Below are 16,643 nucleotides of genomic sequence, written 5' to 3'. Positions count from 1 at the left end.
CGGGTAAATGCGGATCTTTCTGATGGCAAATGTCGTGAGTCTGATGCAAGTTCAGTGTTGCTACACCGAATTTTTCGGTTAAGGAGAAACCATAATGAAACACACACGTTCACTCGCCGTATTTTTTGCGACTGGTCTGGCGGCTGCCGGCACTGTAAGCGCCCAGGATATGTACAAATCCGGCGTTGGCGGCCTCTATACCGGCCTGAATTACACCTTTATCAACCTTGAAAGCGGTAGCGCCGATGCCGATGTGGGCACGCTTTCAGCCAAGGTCGGCGTGATGGCCACGCCATTTCTGGGTATCGAAGCCCGGGGTGGTTTCGGTGTGGATGATGACCGGATTGGCGGAGCAGATTTTTCGCTGGACAACTTCTTCGGCGGCTATGCCACGTTCAACCTGGTCAACGAGTCTCCGATTACGCCTTATGCCGTTCTCGGCTTCACCCGGGTCGAAATCGAAGCGGATTCTTTCCTTGGCACTGCAACCGAGGATGAAACCGACGTTTCCTACGGCATCGGGATGAATATGGAGTTCGCACCGAATCTGTCCGGAAACCTCGAATATATGCGTTACTATGAAGACAACGATACCGAAATCGATGGCCTGGGCGTCGGCATTCAGTTCAACTTCTGAGACCAGACCACCGGGGAGACCGCTTGAACCATCTGGCTCACGTATTTCTTGCGCCTGATTCACCCGAAGCCCGGGTGGGCAGCATCCTCGGCGATTTTTCCCGGGGTGTCGATCTCTCGGCACTCCCGGACGCGGTGAGGCAGGGCGTTCGCCACCACCGGGCTGTCGACCGTTTTACCGATCAGCATCCGGACGTACTTGCCAGCAAACGGGTTTTCTCCCGGCAGCGCAGGCGCTTCGCCGGTGTTGCCCTTGATATCCTTTATGATCATTTCCTACTTAAACACTGGAACCGATTCAGCGATGTTGAACGTGAGTTCTTTATTCACCGGATATACCAGGAGTTGCAGGAATACGAGCATCTGATGCCTTCACCCATGGCCCGGGTAACTCGCAGAATGGTCTGGCATGACTGGTTTGGGGCCTATAGAGATCTGCAGAATGTGGGCTATGCCCTGGACCGGGTTGCGGGACGAATCCGGTTCCCGAACAACTTCACTGGCATCATCATAGAGATCCGGGAAAACGAAGCTGAACTGGAGCAGAAGTTCCTTTCATTTTTTCCCGATTTACAGGAATTTGCAGGAGATATTGAATGAAGTTTGTGAGTAAGGCGGGAGCGGCTGCCGCACTGTTTTTCCTCTCGACGATTGTTGTTTCAGCTGAGTCAGATTCAAACAGTGAAAAACGCTCACCGGAAACCCTTGGCTTTGTGGAATGGGTGGTGATGCAGGATACCAGCCTTCGCCTTAAAGCCCGCCTGGATACCGGTGCCAAAACCTCGTCTCTCCATGCTGTTAACGTCGAACCGTTCGATAAAGACGGCAAGGAATGGGTGAGTTTTCAGATTCCACTGGGCGATCACGAAGACCAGCCAACCGAAGGCGAACTGGACCATGAGAATGTCACTCTGGAGCTTGAACGGCCGGTAGAGCGAACGGTCCTCATCAAACGCAAAGGCGCGCCTTCACAGAGGCGATACGTGGTACGTATGGAATTCTGCATCGCAGGCACCACCCATGAAACACAGTTTTCACTGACGGACCGGGGCAAGTTCTCCTACCCGGTACTCCTGGGCCGGCGCTTCATGCGCGATGACAACATTCTGGTGGACTCCGCCGACGCATTTCTTGCCAAACGGGAGTGCGAGTACATGACGCTGAAAGAACTGGCCGAAAAGCATCAGGCAAAAGTGCTTGAGAAATAATTCTGTGTTATCAAGAGCAGGGACCGGGTTCCTCTTCCCAGTTCGCGAGCCTTTCCCGAAGGATAGCTTCTGCCTTGGGCGAACGGTATGCCTCCAGAGCCTCATCAATGATGGCTTTGTATCGGCCACTCTCTCGTAGTGACGCCAAGCCCTTGTTGAACGCCTGAATCAGACGGGCGGATTTTTCGTCGTTCCTTGAGAATGGCAAGCGAAAGAACGACGTTCTGACGGGCTTCGGGTGAAAAGTGAGCCGGGATGCCGCAACAGGCCCCAACTGCTGAACTATCATGACTTCGCCTACCACAGGGTCCATCGGGAACAGATCGATTCTTCCCAGGAGTAGTTTCTTTAAATTGGCAAGGTCGGAGGTTGTCACATCACCGTAAACGAGCCCGCTTTTGATGACGTCGGCCAATGTCTCCCCATAGCTGTAATCCTGAGTAAGTCCGACGGTCATACCTTGAAGGTCCGTCAAGGTTTCCCAGTCGAAAGGCTGCCCGGCCCGGTAATAAAAATACCATCCGTAAGGAATCAGGGCAGCGGAGAACACGAACTCCCGGCTTCTATCTTCAGTGCAAGACCACACAGCAGATGCTTCATAATCTGGTGAGTGAACCAAGGCCAGCGCTCTGGACCAGGGGAAGTAAGAAAACCTGACTTCAATTCCTTCAAGCGCAAAAGACTCCCGAATGATCCGCGCAAGAAATCCGCCGCCCGGAAGATCTTTATCCAGGTATGGGGGCCAGTGTCCGGTCGTAATACGAACAGTTTCCGTGCTTCGGGTTATCGGAATGTGCAGCACCGTGGAAAAAAGCACAATCAGAAATACGAAGAACCATCCGCGCCTCATAATCGGCAGTGCCTCAAGCTGTGATTAAGCTTAAGTTTAGACTACGGCGCCAACAGAGACTGAAGTGGCCCCCGAAATTTGTATGCCGCCATGACCTTTGCCAGCCCGACCTCATCCCTTACAGAATGCGGGGCACGTCTATCAGGATCTGGAGTTTGGGTATTTCTGATCCTGACAGATGCGCCCATAGTGAACTGGACTCTTCAGCGGGCCTCTAGACGTAGAAGTCCAGATCCTCCTGAGCTTTCAGCAGATCCCGCATCCTGATGGGGTCATCACCAAAGAAGAAGATGAGACCCCAATGAGTACCGAAGGCCGACCGGTCGGGAACGGTCTCTTCTGTCGGTTCATGCAATTCGTGTGACTCGAAGTAGGGATGCTCAATCGTTTCTTTGGGCATTTCCAGCTTGCTGACCACTCGGCGCCTTGGATACACACCGAAGCAACCTGCGTAGCCCTTCGCATCGACCACTTCGCGGGGGAAGAAGTTATCCACTTCCTCTTTGGTGCTTTTTGGATCGAATACCAGCATTGAAGCCTGGTAGGCATTGAACCCGTACGCCCGCTCGATAAGCTCGAAAGCCTTGAACCCGGGCGGACGATAGGCAACTTCCCCAAAGTACATTTCGCCGTCGGCAGTGACGAAGTACTCCGGATGAATCAGGCCAAACTGTATGTCGAACGTTTTGATCAGTAACTCGATCTGTTTGGTGATCGCGTTACGCCAGCTCTCGAGTTGCTCGGTAGCGGGTACAAATACCGAGTAGCCCAGCGTTACGTACTCCGAAATGTTGAGAAACTTGATCTTGCCACCGTGGATCCAGGCCTCAACGGCAAATTCCCAGCCATCCAGGTGACTTTCCATCAGCAGGGGATATTCTTCCGCCGGAATGGTGTCAATTTCCTCTATCTTGCGGATCATTCTATGACCGAGACAACCGGCCTTGTCGAAGGCCTTGACGTGAATCGGGTCATCCGGGTCACCATCAAGTTTGAGCAGGGTCTGGTTGACACGCTTCATGAAGCGGACGATGTCTTCTTTCTCGTGCGCCTCTTCGAAAATCCCGACGCGAATACCGCCAAGCTGGGCACGGCGCTTCATCAGAGCCTTGTCACGAAACAGAATGGACTGCCCGTACATGCGAGGGTTGTTAAGGAGGACAGAGTTAATCGCCCCTGACCACTCGACGGTTTCCTCGAATAACGGTATGGCGACATCGACGCCTTCCGCCTTCAGCTTTTCGGCAATCTCCAGGGACCGATCATTCAACCGGATAAAATCCCACGGGATGAAAGGTATCTTGTTTGCGGTACAGAAATCCGCAGCCCACTCCGGAGCAACGACTATGTAGCGACGGTCAAACTTTTGCGCCGCCTTGATCGCATTGACGCTCCAGCCAAGCAGGGCGATGTAGCCTTTGTTCGGATCCTTGGGGGTTTCAGTTCCTTTAACCGAATCCATGCCCGGATCGAGCCAGGCTTCTATCGCTTCGGGTAATTGCTTTTCTGATGTTATCGACATTCGATGTTCTCCTTGCTGGTTAACCCAGACAAACTGCGCAGATATTGGAGCGCACCAGGTAAACGGAGCCTTCAGGCAGTGTCGTTTATAGGGGATTGAGTGACTCCGGGGCGAGGTGAGACACTTAAGTTCGTGAATTTTTCACCCGGCGGGATATAGCGGGTCACGTGCATCCCACCTATCAACATAGTCGGTCTGGTTACAAATAGAAACGAAAGCCCCGGAATCATTTGCTTGTTGGGCTGCATCCGCGCACCCCTTGGTTTGAGGCAAACCCGGTGTCGGTCTAGTGTAGACGGTGGTCAAATAATCACCACCAACCCCGGATCAGGAAGCCTCCGTTGTGAACTCGCCAATCGCCGGTAGATTCCCTGCGGGCGCGACAACCAATAACCCGGACTCCTCCATCGGTATCCCGAGCACTTCCAGTTGATCGTCACGGGTACGAAAGTCTCCAGCACGAGCGACTGCTTGCCGGACGTCCGGATTCCGGAAGAACACGCGCTCCGAGATGCGGTATTGAATGATCAGACTGTTGCCCCGGCGCATGGCGTAGGCCTGGGCGGGGTCACCTCCCACACTGGTCATCCAGGTTGCCAGGACCCGACTGTTTGCCCACTGCATCGGCGGAGGCACGCCTGAGCCACCGGACTGCGAGGGCAGGTCTTCCCGAGCGACACGCTGATAATCAATCAGCACATCACTGACCATGGGAATCTGGTTAATGTTGCCCGGCGTCAGGTTAGGCATCAGGAGCACCGCCGCAAGTACCAGGGCAACAGCCCAACCCCCACCGCCAACAAGAACCAACGGGTGTAGACGGCTCAGCCAGTGCTTTATGTTCACTACCCGCTGATGACCTGATTTGTGCCTGCCAGTCACCGGGGCTTCTGCTAGCGCGTCATCAAGCCGTTTATCAAAACTTGCAGCAAATCGGGGAGTGGGTATGAGCTGTAGCCGGGCGGACAGGGCCTGTTGGCGAACGACATCGTTACGGCAGGCCTCACACCCAGCGAGATGGGCTTCGACAAGGTCGGTATGATGCTCATCCAACTGACCATCGGCGTAGCCGGCCAACCAGTCCTGTATTCGGACATGCAGGTCAGAAAATCCATGGGTTTCTGTTTTGTTGCTGTCACTCATGTGGCTTCACCGATGCGTGCTTTGCATTACTGGCAACAGGGGCTTCGGGTGCCGCCTTGATCAGTCGTTCGGCGAGCAGGCGGCGCCCCCTTGATAAACGGCTCATCACCGTTCCTGGTGCCAGGTCCAGAATCTGTCCAATGTCCTGATAGCTGAAATCCTCAAAGTCCCTCAACAGAATGACCTGCCGGAAGGTATCCGGTAAGGCCTGAATGGCCGCCATCACGTGCGCATCAGTCTGACTTTTCAGGGCCTGATCGAACGGGCCCGGTGCGGCGCAGGGATGCTCATTTAACACAGGATCCTCGGTTGTGAGCACCGGAGCCAGTTGGTGGCGACGTCCGTCTCGGCGATAGCAATCGGCTACCACACGATTGAGAATTTTAAGCAGCCAGGCATAAACAGCCACATGATCGCCCAGTTGGTCAAAATCCCGCCAGGCCCTTAGCAGGGTCTCCTGAGTCCAGTCCTCCGCCATCTCAGGCGACGGGGCCTGCCGCAGCGCAATACCGTACAGCCGGTAACGCCAGGGGCGTACCAGGGTATCGAATTGCTGCCTGCTTCCAGCGCTGCGCATTGGCTGCCCGTTACGAGTTGATGTTCACTGAATTTGAGATCATCACTTGTTACTCCCCATCCCGTTGATTTTTGTCATGGATTACCGGGTACCGCGATCCAGAAGGGAAATTTGCCCTCGACAGGCTCCCGGCGGACTACCTGCAGGGATTGGGCATCAATGACGGCAATGTGATTGTCCGCGGTGACCGACGCATAAATAAACCTTCCGTCGCGGCTTGCCCGCACTCCGTGAGGACCGGTTCCGACCTCAACGGTTTTCACAATGGTGAGGCTATCGGGGTCGATCACGGTAACGACGGATGCAGAGATAGCACCGGTTGCTACGTAGCGCCCGCCAGGCACCACGTCGATACCGCCATGTCCACTGGCCACTTTCAAGGTCTTGATGATTTTCTCGCTCGCCAGGTCCAGAACGCCAACATTGCCCGTGAAATCACGCAACCACAACCGCTGTCCATCGGCACTGATGTCGATATTGTGGGGCGTTTCCAGCCCTGGCGTCGGGATCTCGTGCTGCTTTTCCAGGGTCTGCATATCAACCACGGCAATGGCGCCTGCCCCCTGAAGCGTGACGTAAGCACGTTTTCCGTCGGCACTGAAAATGAGATTGTGAGGTACTTTCCCAACCGGAATTTTTTTAACCAACTCGAGAGTGTTAAGGTCAATAACAGCGACATCGCCCTGGGAGGGGGCGACGGCGAGACCATAACGACCATCTGGTGAAATTTTAACGCCCTGGGCCACCTCACCAATCGGTATGCTGGCCAACACCTTCCCGTTGGCGGTATTCAATACGTAAACCTTACCGGTTTTAAAGCCCGACACCATGAGCCGGGTTGCGTCCGTGTTGAGAGCATCGTAGTGAGCGCCTGCCACGCCAGGCCAGGCCTGTTTCGACGGTAATACCTTCACCATGCCGCTGTTCTGGACCGCGATATACAGGGGATCGCTGATCGCCTTTTCCAGACTAAGCCCGGGGGCTGAGCGAGATGTTTCAGTTGCTGTCGCTGGCAAACTGACACTGAGCGCGATTCCGGCGACTGCGCCGAACGATTTCATGAAACGCCTTATTTTTTGTTGCATGTTAAAAGCCCCAAACGATGAATGAATCCCGACTGGACACCTGTGCCGGCAACGGCGCGGCAACGACAGATCCGTCGGAAACTATCTCTACCGCTTAGGGCGTCTTCGGGGAGTAATTTATTCCCGGACGGTTTTTGTTGGAGCAACGAAAGGGAAGCTGCTTATTCGTCGCGATGGGGTCACAGAGAGTCGAATAAGCCTGCAAGAAATTCCGGCGCCATTGTGGTAAACTATTTTTGCCAAATGGCGGGAGGTTTTATGTCAGCGATCACCGAGAAAAAGCAAAGCCCTAAAGCGCATTTTGGACCTGGTAAGGCAAACGTTAGAGCCGTGTACGAGGGGCGTGGTGCTGTGAAAGCTCATCGCAGAACCACCACAGGAAAGTACGTGTTTGCCGGTGTCCAGGGCGTGAAAAAGATCCGCCGCGGCGGAAAGGCCAGGGAACTGGATGCCCTGAAGGCCCTATACGACATCGACGACGCTATTTTGTGCACACTGTTGGACATTTCCCCGCGCACCCTGGTACGCCGACGTGAAGACGGCACCGTGAACAAGGCAGAGCTGGATCGGGTAGCCACTTTGCACCTGGTGATGCGTGACGCCGTGGAATTGTTTGAAGGTGACCGAGAAAAGGCACGGCGGTGGCTTAAGCGTCCGGCGCGAGCCTTGGAGCACCAGTGCCCTATTGATCTGCTGGATACCGAGGCTGGCATTCGCATGGTACGGGACCTGATCGGGCAGCTTGAGCACGGCGTGTACGCATGAAGGCGTACCGAATCACAAAACGAAAACACAGGGACACTGCGTTTTCTGGGTTTGGTGCGCGCCAATATGGGGGTCGCTGGAATCTGCCTAATCACCCGGCAGTGTATCTATCCGAGAGTATTGCCCTTGCTCAGTTAGAAATTCTGGTGAATCTGGGTGAGGAAGACAGTCTACAGAATTATCTGCTTTTCCAAATCGAGGTGCCCGACAGTCAGGTTATGATCCTGGCCGACGACGCTTACCCAAGAGACTGGAACGGAACAAGAGTGTCAGCAGGCACTCAAGAGCTCGGAACCGACTTCCTCATCGACGGCGAAGCGCTCGCATTGGCGGTCCGTTCGTGTGTTGTGCCACAAGAATATAACCTCATCCTTAATCCGGAACACCCCGACGCAGAAGCGGTTATCGAAGAGGCCGTTGAGGTAACCTTCCAATTTGATGATCGACTGCGCTCTGATTCCTGAAACGTTGTTTGCGCATCGCAATGTCGTCACCCCGACCAGATTGACCGGGTACAGATCAGCAGGCCAGCGATTAGCGACGGGCACTCGCCACGATGCCCCTGGACTAGCCGAATAGCACTGATAATTTAACTTATGCGCGGTGCAGTAGTTCATGGATCTTAGACTTTGGTGTAAGACGTTGTTTTTGAATGCTTGAAAGGCCTTGAGTTTCATGAAATGGTTCATTACGTGACGTTTTACGAAAACTCATGAACCTACTACGGGGCTGCGGAATCACATCATGAAAGCGCTTCAGACGCCGGACGAATTTAGATCGCCGCTAATTGATAAAAGCGGTCCTTTTCCCGTCAAAAATGGTCTTTCCTCGACAAAATCGGAGAACGGTGACACGGTGTATGCTTCGAGATCCTCAAGTTATGAGATTTGTGGGACCTCGTCGCGCCCTGACAGAAGACGAAGCAGATTCGTGGTTCGAGGACACGCTGGCCAACCCATCCCGCTTCGATGTTGCCGAGGCTGAAGCTGATGAGTTCATCGGGTTCTGCGGTGTTAAAGAGTTAGGTGGCGTTGCGGATTTCGGCTATTTCATAAGATCAGAGTTTTGGGAAATGGAATAGCTGCAAGGGCATGTGAACTTGCAGTTGACAGGCTAGCCTCAATGATTGATTTCCAGAGTCGGTTTAGGTTTTCATCGCAATAAAACTTGAGGTCGAAAGCGTCCGAGATATGGAGGGCGTCAGTCCTGCAACGCGGAATGAGCGAATAGCGAACCCGGAGAAGCCCGGCCCAAAGGGCGCGCAATAATGACCAAGAAAAGTTAGAACAATGTTAGCACTCAGGTTATAACATTGTTGACACACAACCACACTGCCTGTATAGTACACGCCGCTCAAGTGAAAATTATTGTTTATTGAATGAGCACCAAAATCATGAAAACGAGCATCAGAAAAATCGGAAACAGCGCCGGCGCGATACTGCCTGCACAGCTTCTGAAGAAACTGCATCTCCGGTTGGGCGATGACGTCTCCATCAAGGAGGATGGAATGCGCATAGTCATCGAGCCTGCAAAGACTCGCCGGAAGTACAAACTTCAGGACTTGGTCGCACAGTGCAACCCGAACGCACCAGTTGCAGACGACCTTCAAGCCTGGGACAACGCACCCACAGCTGGGGAGGAACTGCTATGACCTAAACACAACAGAAGGATGAATTTATGCCACCGAAACGCACGTTCGATCAGGGTGACATTATTTGGGTAACCCTGGACCCAACCGAAGGATCAGAAATTAAAGGCAATCCCCGTCCCTGCCTTGTCCTGTCTCGCAAAGAATTCAACCAACTCGGAAGAGCTCTCGTCGCCCCAATTACGCAAGGCGGTGGCTACGAAAGAGATAAAGGATTTGCGGTACACCTCTCCGAGACCAAAATCCAAGGCGTAGCCGTTGTCAGCCAAGTGCGAACTTTGGATCTGAAAGCCCGTAACGCCAAGTTTGCAGAATCGGCCCCACCCCAAGTCGTTGCAGAGGCGCTAGCCCGCTTCGAGACCATAACGGACCCAGACGAATAGCCAGACTAAAACCTCGCCGAACCGGGTTCTAGCCCGGCTCAGTTTGTTCTGAATTTGGTGACTACCTATTGCGCCTATTATAGTCCTCTCTCGTCGCGCTCAGTTCCTCGTCCGTCCGCGTAAATTTGACGGACCCTTCGGGCACCATTGTGCCGCAAAGCTTGCCATCTTCAAGTGCACCGGAGAAGAGCCCACACGCAAGAAGCCGGAGCCCATCGTATTGCATGCCGCCAGGTCTGGCTTCAGGCTTGCCGTTACCGCTGCTGCAACAGCGTCAGTCGCATCCGCTGCTCCACCGAGGGCAGGCAGTGACGACTGAGTATATTGACTACGGAGAGCCGCTGGGAAAGTCGGTAACGTCGAATTTGCCGGCACCATTGCGTGACGTGGCCGAAGCGTGCAACGAGCACTCCGCTTTTGACGTTGTTGAATTCCGGCGGATTTCGCCGAATTCACATGCACTTATTGTCGATGTTGGCGATGGGACTTTTGATGCCAAGAATCGGGTCGGAATACGCCGCTTTGAGCGCCTGGCGCTGGTTTATAGTTCCAACCTTGGCTTCCCTTGGGAGGTGAGGGCGCTTCGCTCGGATTTCCCAGTCACCATGCATCAAAACCATGTAGAGCCCAACTCACCACGTTGAGGGTTGGCAGAGCGGATGTTGTCGTGGGTGCGAGACATGGACGATGAGACCTGGAAGCAGAAGGAAGACGACATGATGGCCAGGGTACTGAGCCTGTCCACGCCGCACCGGCCCAATCTGATGCGGCGGTATGTTCGGTATGCCCACTAGCCAAGCGGTGGAGCCCTCACGATACTGAATAACACGCGGCCTTACGCCGATGTTTGAAGGCTTTCATCAGAATCACGGCCGCCGCAAGAACCCACTGGATTTGGTGAGCTCGAAGAAAACATTCTTTGGCTCGGTCTCCTTGCTAGCCTCGAAAGAGTAGGTGTTATCAACTCCATTCGCGGCTCCTCTCACTTGTGCAACGTTTGTTCAGCACTTTGTGCAATCGTCCACTAAAAAATGGTGATTAGAGACTTGACGTAAATTCTGTCGTTCGTGAAATCAGCGACTTAAAACAAAAGTACAGATAGCGTATATTTTCGCTTAAAGCTAAGTCGTAAGTTCTTCGAAAAAATAAAGCTAAAACGTAAATTTCTTTTCCTATAAAATAATTAAAAACATGAATATATGCCGTTCACTTAAAGTAATATAGCATTACTGAAGCGAATGGCAAATAGCTCTGAAAGACGTTGGTTTTGCGAGGATCGCTGTTAGGGAAGTGTCAATTCGGAATGGTTGCGAGGGAGAGGGCTCCTATAGGCCGCAGGGGTTGGCAGATGTCACTTAAGAGCAGCGTTCCAATTATCGATTAGATCGTCGTAGTCCGGATCTTTCTCAGAGGAGCCGATCTCGTCAAAGTTTACGTAGAACCCACCCCGGTCAAAACCGACGTCAGTGATGACCAAGGTTTGACCGAATTTGTGGGCACGCCGATTAAGCTGTTCGAAAAGAAGGTGTCGCGAATCGACAGCCAGGTTTTCTGGATAGAGAAAAATGAGATAGGGAAATCGTGACGATGGCGGAGGTAGAGATGAGGAATATTCATCAAGCAACCGTTGAAGACCTCTTCTGGCCTTAAAAGCTGACATTGAGGAAACACCACTTTTCTGCCTGTCATCGTCCGTCATTTACGCCGCCTCGCTCACTGGCAGTTTGTCCCGTTTAACAATACCCACAAAATGCCCACCTGGCAGTTCTGTCAAAAGCACATCGGCTTTGGAAGGACTGAGTCGCTTCCATATTTCTGAGGTTGGGATTCCTTGGATAAATGATTCCCGTCTGGCAATGCGGTAACGACTCAAGAATTCTTTGATGGTTCCGAATTCGTAGCGAACACCAGGACCGTACCACCGCTCACTTTGAAGAACTCCCTCTTTGCCAAGAAAATCGAGTACGTTTTCCGGCACCCCAAGCATTTTCATTACGGTCAAGCGGTCTAACTCTTCATCAGCGGCTCGTCTCATGAACGACGACTCGCAGTGGTCGATGAGTGTTTCCCTTTCGATCCTAATCCCTGCTAAACACCCTGGAGCATCGGTCAGTGAGAAAGATAAGCTTCCCGAATGGAGCCATTCGATGCAGTCCACCAGGTCGAATCCGAACCTCTGCACTAGGCCATCCGCTTCATCGAGAGTAAGCACGCTTATTTTTTTTGCCGGTTTGGGAGATGCATTCTCAAAGAGATGCGAAATATCATTGGATACCTCTCTTAAGTTGAATACGCGGTCCCGAAGAATCTGTGATGTTGATAGGCACCGAATGACGTCCCTCGAGACCAGTTGGTTAACCTGAGAAATAGACAGTCCTAATACTGCTGCTACAGTATCGGCCTCACAGATATCCTCAGCTTGCACCCATCTCAAATGCTTTTGATGTTTCTTCGGTATCACCAATTCAGGAGCGTCGGGTAAGAACGGTTTATCATCGCCGAAGGACACCTGTGCCGCTGCAATTGGGCTGGCCAATTTCTTTATTCGTAAGGCATGCGTCTTAGCTAAACCGTTATCAAAATGATCCTCTGGTCGAAGGGAGTGATACTTCCCAGATAACGCTTCGTTCCACTCTGGATCACAAACCAAACGGTAAGCGCTTTGCATCAGTTGAGAATGCAACTTTGGATCGTAAGGAACCTGGGCTTTAGGCCAGACACTGTGCCCTTTACTGAACGCAGAATGGAGGTAGCCCCGATACAGCCTGTCTAGATCAGCGACCGACTGCTGCGCCTTGAGGTAGCCTTGCCATTGCTGACGGCTCGAGCCCCTTGATCCCCAGATGTAACCACAGTTTTTACAGCCGCTGAGGATATTTTCGTCCCACTTGAACGAGCACTGGCACTCAGGACAAGAATCCAGGATTGGACTTACGTGCAGGTCGCAAACAATCCGGTGTGCGACCTGCCATTCAAAGCGATGGTAGTGGCTTTCTGAAAGACAATGCTCGCAGATTCTCGGTGAACCAATAGTGATGTCGGCTATGATCCGTCGCGAATCCTCACACTGATATTTCTGCCTTAGATGAACAAAATGCTCGCTAAGGGACGAAGGATCACAGCCATAAATGGCCTCAAGTGAATCCAGCCATTTATCCATTGAAACGGACTTATCCGGCAAGAAACGGGGTAGTGAATAACCGAAGACTTGGCGAGAGAACGCGTCCGCGCTTCTGAAGCCATAGATTGTGGCTAATCTGACACTGAATCCCGGTAGACTCTCATCCGGACGGGGTAGCGGGCGATATGGAAGCTGCATCACAACCTCCCCGCAATTTCTTTCACTTTTGCAATCGGCAAAAGAAATGGATTTTGGGAAAGAAAAGCCCCTGCCGTAGTGTCGCCTGAACCGACAAATGCTCTTTGGTGCGCTTGAGCCAGGTGATCAAGAGTAACTACCTCGTCATTCTCATGAAGGTCGATCAACTCATCTAGTAGATTGGCGATAAATCCCGGTACCCCGAGGGTTGCGCAGTACAGCCGCAGGAGATTGTTTTCCTCGGTCAAATGCTTGCAGTGAAAGGGGAGCGCCTGCTGCAATAGATCAATGTAATCTCGAAAAACCGAGTAATCTTCAGGAGACCGAATTGAAAACGCCCGGAGGTGATAGGCCCCTTTAAAGCGACGGCGCATCTGGTTACCGCCCAATTCGAGCGTAGACTGAACTTGATCGGTGCCCACAAGTATCCACGGCACGCCTGTCTCATTCATAGCCCTTTTTATGAAGCGCACAATTTGCGGGAATTCCTTTGTTTTCTGAGGCAACACCTCCTGGAATTCATCAAAAAACACCAGTTCCACACCAAGTTCTATGAATGCCCTCTTCATAAGAGCAAACAGCTTGGGCATCGTTGCGGTTGAGGGGTAGGGCCAATTCAGGGCATGTAAGACCTCTTGAACAATCATCTTGTCGGTCTGGCCGCTGTGAGTCTCGATTTTCACAACTGGAATGCGCGTGCGATCCCTTTCCTCAACCCTTGGGTTTTCCAAGAGGTACTCATCGATTAGCGTGGTTTTCCCCACACCGGAATCACCGTAAACGATCGTTCCTTTCGCCCTCGGCCCCCGATTTGCGTGGATTCGCTTAATGGCATCCAGGGCCTGGCCAAAGGCCGGGTGTTCAATGATCGTATCCAGAAAAACTTCTCGTTTTTCGTTAATGCGGCTCATGATTTGCGCCTCCTGACCGTCATTTTGCGGTCGTTGGGCGCTTCCGGCAGATTTGCTCGCTCCAGGTCTGATTCGGTTGCATCAATGAAATTGTCCGGAATAGCCACTGAAGCAGAATTCGTCGAATTTGAGTTCTTCTCTCCCTGAGCAAAGTAACCCTCCAGCTGCTGGTTGGTCATTAACTGTGCTTCAGTTGCTTCGGGCTGTTTGCGGCTTGGCTTAGCGCGCTCGATCTGCCGCGCACGAGTTTGAGAGTTCTCGAATTCAGGGGAATCCTTGAGGGTATCGTTGTGTGCCCATTGCTGGACCACTTTTGACTGCGCCTTGAATTTCGCCAAGGTCATACCCTCAGGGAGATCTCTTGTGCAGGGGACGGACAAGTACGTCTTCGATTTAGGATCAAGGACCATAATTTGCGTCAGATCTTGCGAAGACCACCGCACCTCAACCTTACATTTTTCACCGTGTTTTTTGACCGACTCAAAATAGAGATTCTGTAGTGCAACAGAGTGGTAGCGAAGTTTGTTTTGGAAGATACCCTTGTTCGGGTCAAGTACACGTTTAGTCAGGTTGCCACCAAATGAGTTGGCAAAGCTCAAGTCATCTACCATCTCAGGTTCGCCATATTTCTCAACGCCTTCCAGCCATTTTTCATGAGGTGTCATACCATTGAGCTTATGTTGAGCCGCGTGGTTATAACCCTCGACCAAATAAGTAATCATCATTTTTTCGACTTCATGGGCCATGAAGCCCCGTATGTCCTTGAGTTTATGATCTAGTTTGAAGCCGGGAGATCGTTTAGGAACATAGCCCCGCAGTCGTTGTAGAAAATCTGCCCTTAGAACTTTGAAGTAGCTTTCGATGTGGGGTTTTTTCCAGCCTTGACGAGCTTCGGTTACCTCTCGGTGAATCTGGTAATGCCCAGCGAGATTCGTAAACGACTCAGAGATAATCGCGGTGCCAGGATCACCGACGATGGTTGTTGGCTTTCCGCCTGGCCAGGGTTTGGTGAGATACGGAAAGTCGTGATGCTTATCGCGCAATATCGACTTTAGGCATTCAGTCACTCCCTCGGCATTCTCCGATTTATTGAACCCGTATTGCATCGCAAAACCAACGATGGCTTTGGAGTAAACGTCTATCGCAAGATAAATAACCAACTGGTTGGCAATAAAATTCAGATGTTCGTCCACCAAGGCCATCGTCACATGGACAGCATCAATTTCTACCCTTTCTAGAGGGTGTCGTACCTCGTAGGTGCGCAGAGCAATTCGAGTTGCTTCGACAAGCGCAGAGTTACCCTGCTGCTTTTTGATCTTGATTCGCGGGTCGGTTCGATGGAAATGGTCGTAAAAAGCCTGCTGACATGGAATGCGGTTCTTGGACTCAAGAGCTGCCGCTCGGCACCGAAATTCGCGGTAGGCTCGAGCAACTGTGCAGTGGTTGCGAGTTAGTACCAGCTCATCAATAGTGTTGGTCATCAACTCCAAGTATTCGGGGGCGATCGAAGACTTTCTCCGCGAAGTCCTGCCAGCGGGGAAAAAGACCAATATATCTTTGCCAGCTTGTGTCCACTTTCTAAACCACTTATACAAAGTGATCGGACGAGGCGCAGGCAGTACGGCATCTCCGTGCTTTTTCACTACGTCTTTAATGACCGTTGCGGCGGTATTTGTGCTGCCGGTGTTGTCGTAGTGGGTCATGGGCTCAAGATAGGCGAGCAAGCGCGCGGCTTCTTTCGCTTCTGTCGTCGTCAAAAAAGGCTTTCGCGCGATTTCTGAGTCTGGGCTGTCGAGGTTAAAACGCATTCGCCCCTCTTGGTAAGCGATCTGAAGTACCTTTTTCGAAACTTCTTTCTGCCCGCCGTCCTCCGTAAATAGGATGAAAAAGTCTTCATTTTCGTTAGCGATAATGGCGTTCTTACCGTCCAAGACAATACGGCTACCTGATGCAAACATTGGCTTATGCATGGTCAGCCCCCCATACGGTGGTCCATGGACCAATCTTTTGGCGATCGTCGAAACCGAGCAGCCCTTGAGCAAGGCCAGCGTAGACGGTGTTTAGACTGAGTTTTACTCCAGGTGAACGGTCTAGAACACTTTGAACTGTAATGGGTTCGCGAACCGATCCGAGCGCGGAATAGGCCGTGTCACAGAATGGGTATCCCAGGTATCGGTACAGAAAAGCCAGATTCCCTCGCCATTTGCAGTTGTAAGGAGCTGTTGATAGGCGCAGTTTCAAGGGAACGCCAAGGACGTCATTAAAGAGTTCGGTCAGAAAATGATGTTTGTTCTGGAAACTTGGCGCATTCGCGCCCCTCCAGCTCTTAATTTCCTCAAACCAGAATTTTCCGTCCGTGCCTTCACAAAGGACGTCAGGGGTATACCGTCGCTTACAGCCGTTTCTTCGGTAAGAGAATGTGTCCGGTTGGGTTTGGTATCGACGGATCGTTGTATCAAATTCTAATTCGTACAAAGCGCCGACTTCGGTCCTGCTTTCACAGAACATCTGTCCTCGGTTTTTCTTTGAGTAGAACTCGATGGCAGGTTTAATCCGGGAATACTTATCTTTGTGTTTAATGGGCATGTCTTAATCC

At 52.1% G+C, this 16,643-nt stretch carries 19 protein-coding genes; 9 read left to right on the top strand and 10 right to left on the bottom strand.

The window, feature by feature from the left end; genetic code table 11:
• Nucleotides 1-94 precede the first annotated feature (94 nt).
• From D0851_RS02060 to D0851_RS02050, 3 genes are read left to right on the top strand one after another with little or no spacing between them, the layout of a single operon-like run.
• A complete protein-coding gene (locus D0851_RS02060; RefSeq protein WP_117617128.1) occupies nt 95-637 on the top strand; it encodes a porin family protein in 543 nt (180 codons plus the stop codon).
• A 23-nt stretch (nt 638-660) separates the two neighbouring features.
• Nucleotides 661-1,236 carry an ACP phosphodiesterase gene (locus D0851_RS02055; protein WP_117617127.1) on the top strand — a complete coding sequence of 192 codons (576 nt, stop codon included), beginning with the start codon at nt 661-663 and terminating at the stop codon, nt 1,234-1,236.
• Entirely contained in the window at nt 1,233-1,844 is a 612-nt protein-coding gene (locus D0851_RS02050) for an ATP-dependent zinc protease (protein ID WP_117617126.1), read from the top strand. The genes D0851_RS02055 and D0851_RS02050 overlap by 4 nt, the downstream gene beginning before the upstream one ends.
• A 10-nt stretch (nt 1,845-1,854) precedes the next feature.
• Here D0851_RS02050 and D0851_RS02045 read toward each other — a convergent pair whose 3' ends face one another.
• The 5 genes from D0851_RS02045 to D0851_RS02025 form a co-directional block, all read right to left on the bottom strand.
• Nucleotides 1,855-2,694, bottom strand: a complete 840-nt coding sequence (locus tag D0851_RS02045) for a substrate-binding periplasmic protein (RefSeq protein WP_117617125.1) — start codon at nt 2,692-2,694, stop codon at nt 1,855-1,857.
• 214 nt (nt 2,695-2,908) lie between these two features.
• On the bottom strand, nt 2,909-4,216 hold the full coding sequence (locus tag D0851_RS02040; RefSeq protein WP_117617124.1) for an ATP-grasp domain-containing protein: 1,308 nt from the start codon (nt 4,214-4,216) through the stop codon (nt 2,909-2,911).
• A 327-nt stretch (nt 4,217-4,543) separates the two neighbouring features.
• A complete protein-coding gene (locus tag D0851_RS02035) occupies nt 4,544-5,359 on the bottom strand; it encodes an anti-sigma factor family protein (protein ID WP_117617123.1) in 816 nt (271 codons plus the stop codon).
• Nucleotides 5,352-5,936: an RNA polymerase sigma factor gene (locus D0851_RS02030; RefSeq protein ID WP_117617122.1), complete on the bottom strand. Its 585-nt coding sequence runs from the start codon at nt 5,934-5,936 to the stop codon at nt 5,352-5,354. Before D0851_RS02030 ends, D0851_RS02035 begins: the two co-directional genes overlap by 8 nt.
• A 74-nt stretch (nt 5,937-6,010) precedes the next feature.
• Nucleotides 6,011-6,997, bottom strand: coding sequence for a YncE family protein (locus D0851_RS02025; protein WP_117617121.1), 987 nt, complete (start codon nt 6,995-6,997; stop codon nt 6,011-6,013).
• A 375-nt stretch (nt 6,998-7,372) separates the two neighbouring features.
• Between D0851_RS02025 and D0851_RS20140 the strand changes: the two genes are divergently transcribed.
• From D0851_RS20140 to D0851_RS01990, 6 genes are all read left to right on the top strand, one after another.
• Nucleotides 7,373-7,786 (top strand): antitoxin Xre/MbcA/ParS toxin-binding domain-containing protein, encoded by a 414-nt coding sequence (locus D0851_RS20140; RefSeq protein WP_162893667.1) that lies wholly within the window; start codon nt 7,373-7,375, stop codon nt 7,784-7,786.
• Nucleotides 7,783-8,250, top strand: a complete 468-nt coding sequence (locus D0851_RS02015) for an RES family NAD+ phosphorylase (protein WP_117617119.1) — start codon at nt 7,783-7,785, stop codon at nt 8,248-8,250. Before D0851_RS20140 ends, D0851_RS02015 begins: the two co-directional genes overlap by 4 nt.
• 395 nt (nt 8,251-8,645) lie before the next feature.
• Nucleotides 8,646-8,867 (top strand): GNAT family N-acetyltransferase, encoded by a 222-nt coding sequence (locus D0851_RS20410; RefSeq protein ID WP_227539409.1) that lies wholly within the window; start codon nt 8,646-8,648, stop codon nt 8,865-8,867.
• Nucleotides 8,868-9,179: 312 nt separating this feature from the next.
• Nucleotides 9,180-9,437, top strand: coding sequence for an AbrB/MazE/SpoVT family DNA-binding domain-containing protein (locus D0851_RS02005; protein ID WP_117617118.1), 258 nt, complete (start codon nt 9,180-9,182; stop codon nt 9,435-9,437).
• A gap of 26 nt (nt 9,438-9,463) precedes the next feature.
• Nucleotides 9,464-9,817 (top strand): type II toxin-antitoxin system PemK/MazF family toxin, encoded by a 354-nt coding sequence (locus D0851_RS02000; RefSeq protein WP_117617117.1) that lies wholly within the window; start codon nt 9,464-9,466, stop codon nt 9,815-9,817.
• A gap of 224 nt (nt 9,818-10,041) precedes the next feature.
• The gene (locus D0851_RS01990) at nt 10,042-10,461 is read left to right on the top strand and encodes a hypothetical protein (protein WP_117617116.1); all 420 of its coding nucleotides are present in this window, start codon (nt 10,042-10,044) and stop codon (nt 10,459-10,461) included.
• A gap of 707 nt (nt 10,462-11,168) precedes the next feature.
• On the opposite strand, the gene D0851_RS01985 is transcribed toward D0851_RS01990, so the two are convergent.
• Genes D0851_RS01985 through D0851_RS01965 form a run of 5 tightly spaced genes read right to left on the bottom strand, consistent with a single transcriptional unit; the run spans nt 11,169 to nt 16,633 of the window.
• Nucleotides 11,169-11,516, bottom strand: coding sequence for a hypothetical protein (locus D0851_RS01985; protein ID WP_117617115.1), 348 nt, complete (start codon nt 11,514-11,516; stop codon nt 11,169-11,171).
• On the bottom strand, nt 11,517-13,136 hold the full coding sequence (locus tag D0851_RS01980; RefSeq protein WP_117617114.1) for a TniQ family protein: 1,620 nt from the start codon (nt 13,134-13,136) through the stop codon (nt 11,517-11,519).
• Nucleotides 13,136-14,047: a TniB family NTP-binding protein gene (locus D0851_RS01975; RefSeq protein ID WP_117617113.1), complete on the bottom strand. Its 912-nt coding sequence runs from the start codon at nt 14,045-14,047 to the stop codon at nt 13,136-13,138. The genes D0851_RS01980 and D0851_RS01975 overlap by 1 nt, the downstream gene beginning before the upstream one ends.
• Nucleotides 14,044-16,017 carry an integrase catalytic domain-containing protein gene (locus D0851_RS01970; protein WP_117617112.1) on the bottom strand — a complete coding sequence of 658 codons (1,974 nt, stop codon included), beginning with the start codon at nt 16,015-16,017 and terminating at the stop codon, nt 14,044-14,046. Before D0851_RS01970 ends, D0851_RS01975 begins: the two co-directional genes overlap by 4 nt.
• Entirely contained in the window at nt 16,010-16,633 is a 624-nt protein-coding gene (locus D0851_RS01965; RefSeq protein WP_117617111.1) for a hypothetical protein, read from the bottom strand. Before D0851_RS01965 ends, D0851_RS01970 begins: the two co-directional genes overlap by 8 nt.
• Nucleotides 16,634-16,643 lie beyond the last annotated feature (10 nt).

The sequence above is a fragment of the Marinobacter sp. Arc7-DN-1 genome (assembly GCF_003441595.1).
In the GTDB taxonomy this organism is placed as follows: Bacteria; Pseudomonadota; Gammaproteobacteria; order Pseudomonadales; family Oleiphilaceae; genus Marinobacter; species Marinobacter metalliresistant.
Note: the sequence above shows the minus strand (reverse complement) of the source record. Positions and strands in the feature narration are given on the sequence as shown.

Bases quoted from the DNA above. Each gene is read 5' to 3' on its own strand.
- D0851_RS20410 (WP_227539409.1), top strand. From the start codon at position 8,646: ATGCTTCGAGATCCTCAAGTTATGAGATTTGTGGGACCTCGTCGCGCC.
- D0851_RS02040 (WP_117617124.1), bottom strand. From the start codon at position 4,216: ATGTCGATAACATCAGAAAAGCAATTACCCGAAGCGATAGAAGCCTGG.
- D0851_RS02050 (WP_117617126.1), top strand. From the start codon at position 1,233: ATGAAGTTTGTGAGTAAGGCGGGAGCGGCTGCCGCACTGTTTTTCCTC.
- D0851_RS02015 (WP_117617119.1), top strand. From the start codon at position 7,783: ATGAAGGCGTACCGAATCACAAAACGAAAACACAGGGACACTGCGTTT.
- D0851_RS01965 (WP_117617111.1), bottom strand. From the start codon at position 16,633: ATGCCCATTAAACACAAAGATAAGTATTCCCGGATTAAACCTGCCATC.
- D0851_RS01990 (WP_117617116.1), top strand. From the start codon at position 10,042: ATGCCGCCAGGTCTGGCTTCAGGCTTGCCGTTACCGCTGCTGCAACAG.
- D0851_RS01970 (WP_117617112.1), bottom strand. From the start codon at position 16,017: ATGCATAAGCCAATGTTTGCATCAGGTAGCCGTATTGTCTTGGACGGT.
- D0851_RS02045 (WP_117617125.1), bottom strand. From the start codon at position 2,694: ATGAGGCGCGGATGGTTCTTCGTATTTCTGATTGTGCTTTTTTCCACG.
- D0851_RS02005 (WP_117617118.1), top strand. From the start codon at position 9,180: ATGAAAACGAGCATCAGAAAAATCGGAAACAGCGCCGGCGCGATACTG.
- D0851_RS02060 (WP_117617128.1), top strand. From the start codon at position 95: ATGAAACACACACGTTCACTCGCCGTATTTTTTGCGACTGGTCTGGCG.
- D0851_RS02025 (WP_117617121.1), bottom strand. From the start codon at position 6,997: ATGAAATCGTTCGGCGCAGTCGCCGGAATCGCGCTCAGTGTCAGTTTG.
- D0851_RS02030 (WP_117617122.1), bottom strand. From the start codon at position 5,936: ATGCGCAGCGCTGGAAGCAGGCAGCAATTCGATACCCTGGTACGCCCC.
- D0851_RS02000 (WP_117617117.1), top strand. From the start codon at position 9,464: ATGCCACCGAAACGCACGTTCGATCAGGGTGACATTATTTGGGTAACC.
- D0851_RS01985 (WP_117617115.1), bottom strand. From the start codon at position 11,516: ATGACGGACGATGACAGGCAGAAAAGTGGTGTTTCCTCAATGTCAGCT.
- D0851_RS01980 (WP_117617114.1), bottom strand. From the start codon at position 13,136: ATGCAGCTTCCATATCGCCCGCTACCCCGTCCGGATGAGAGTCTACCG.
- D0851_RS01975 (WP_117617113.1), bottom strand. From the start codon at position 14,047: ATGAGCCGCATTAACGAAAAACGAGAAGTTTTTCTGGATACGATCATT.
- D0851_RS02035 (WP_117617123.1), bottom strand. From the start codon at position 5,359: ATGAGTGACAGCAACAAAACAGAAACCCATGGATTTTCTGACCTGCAT.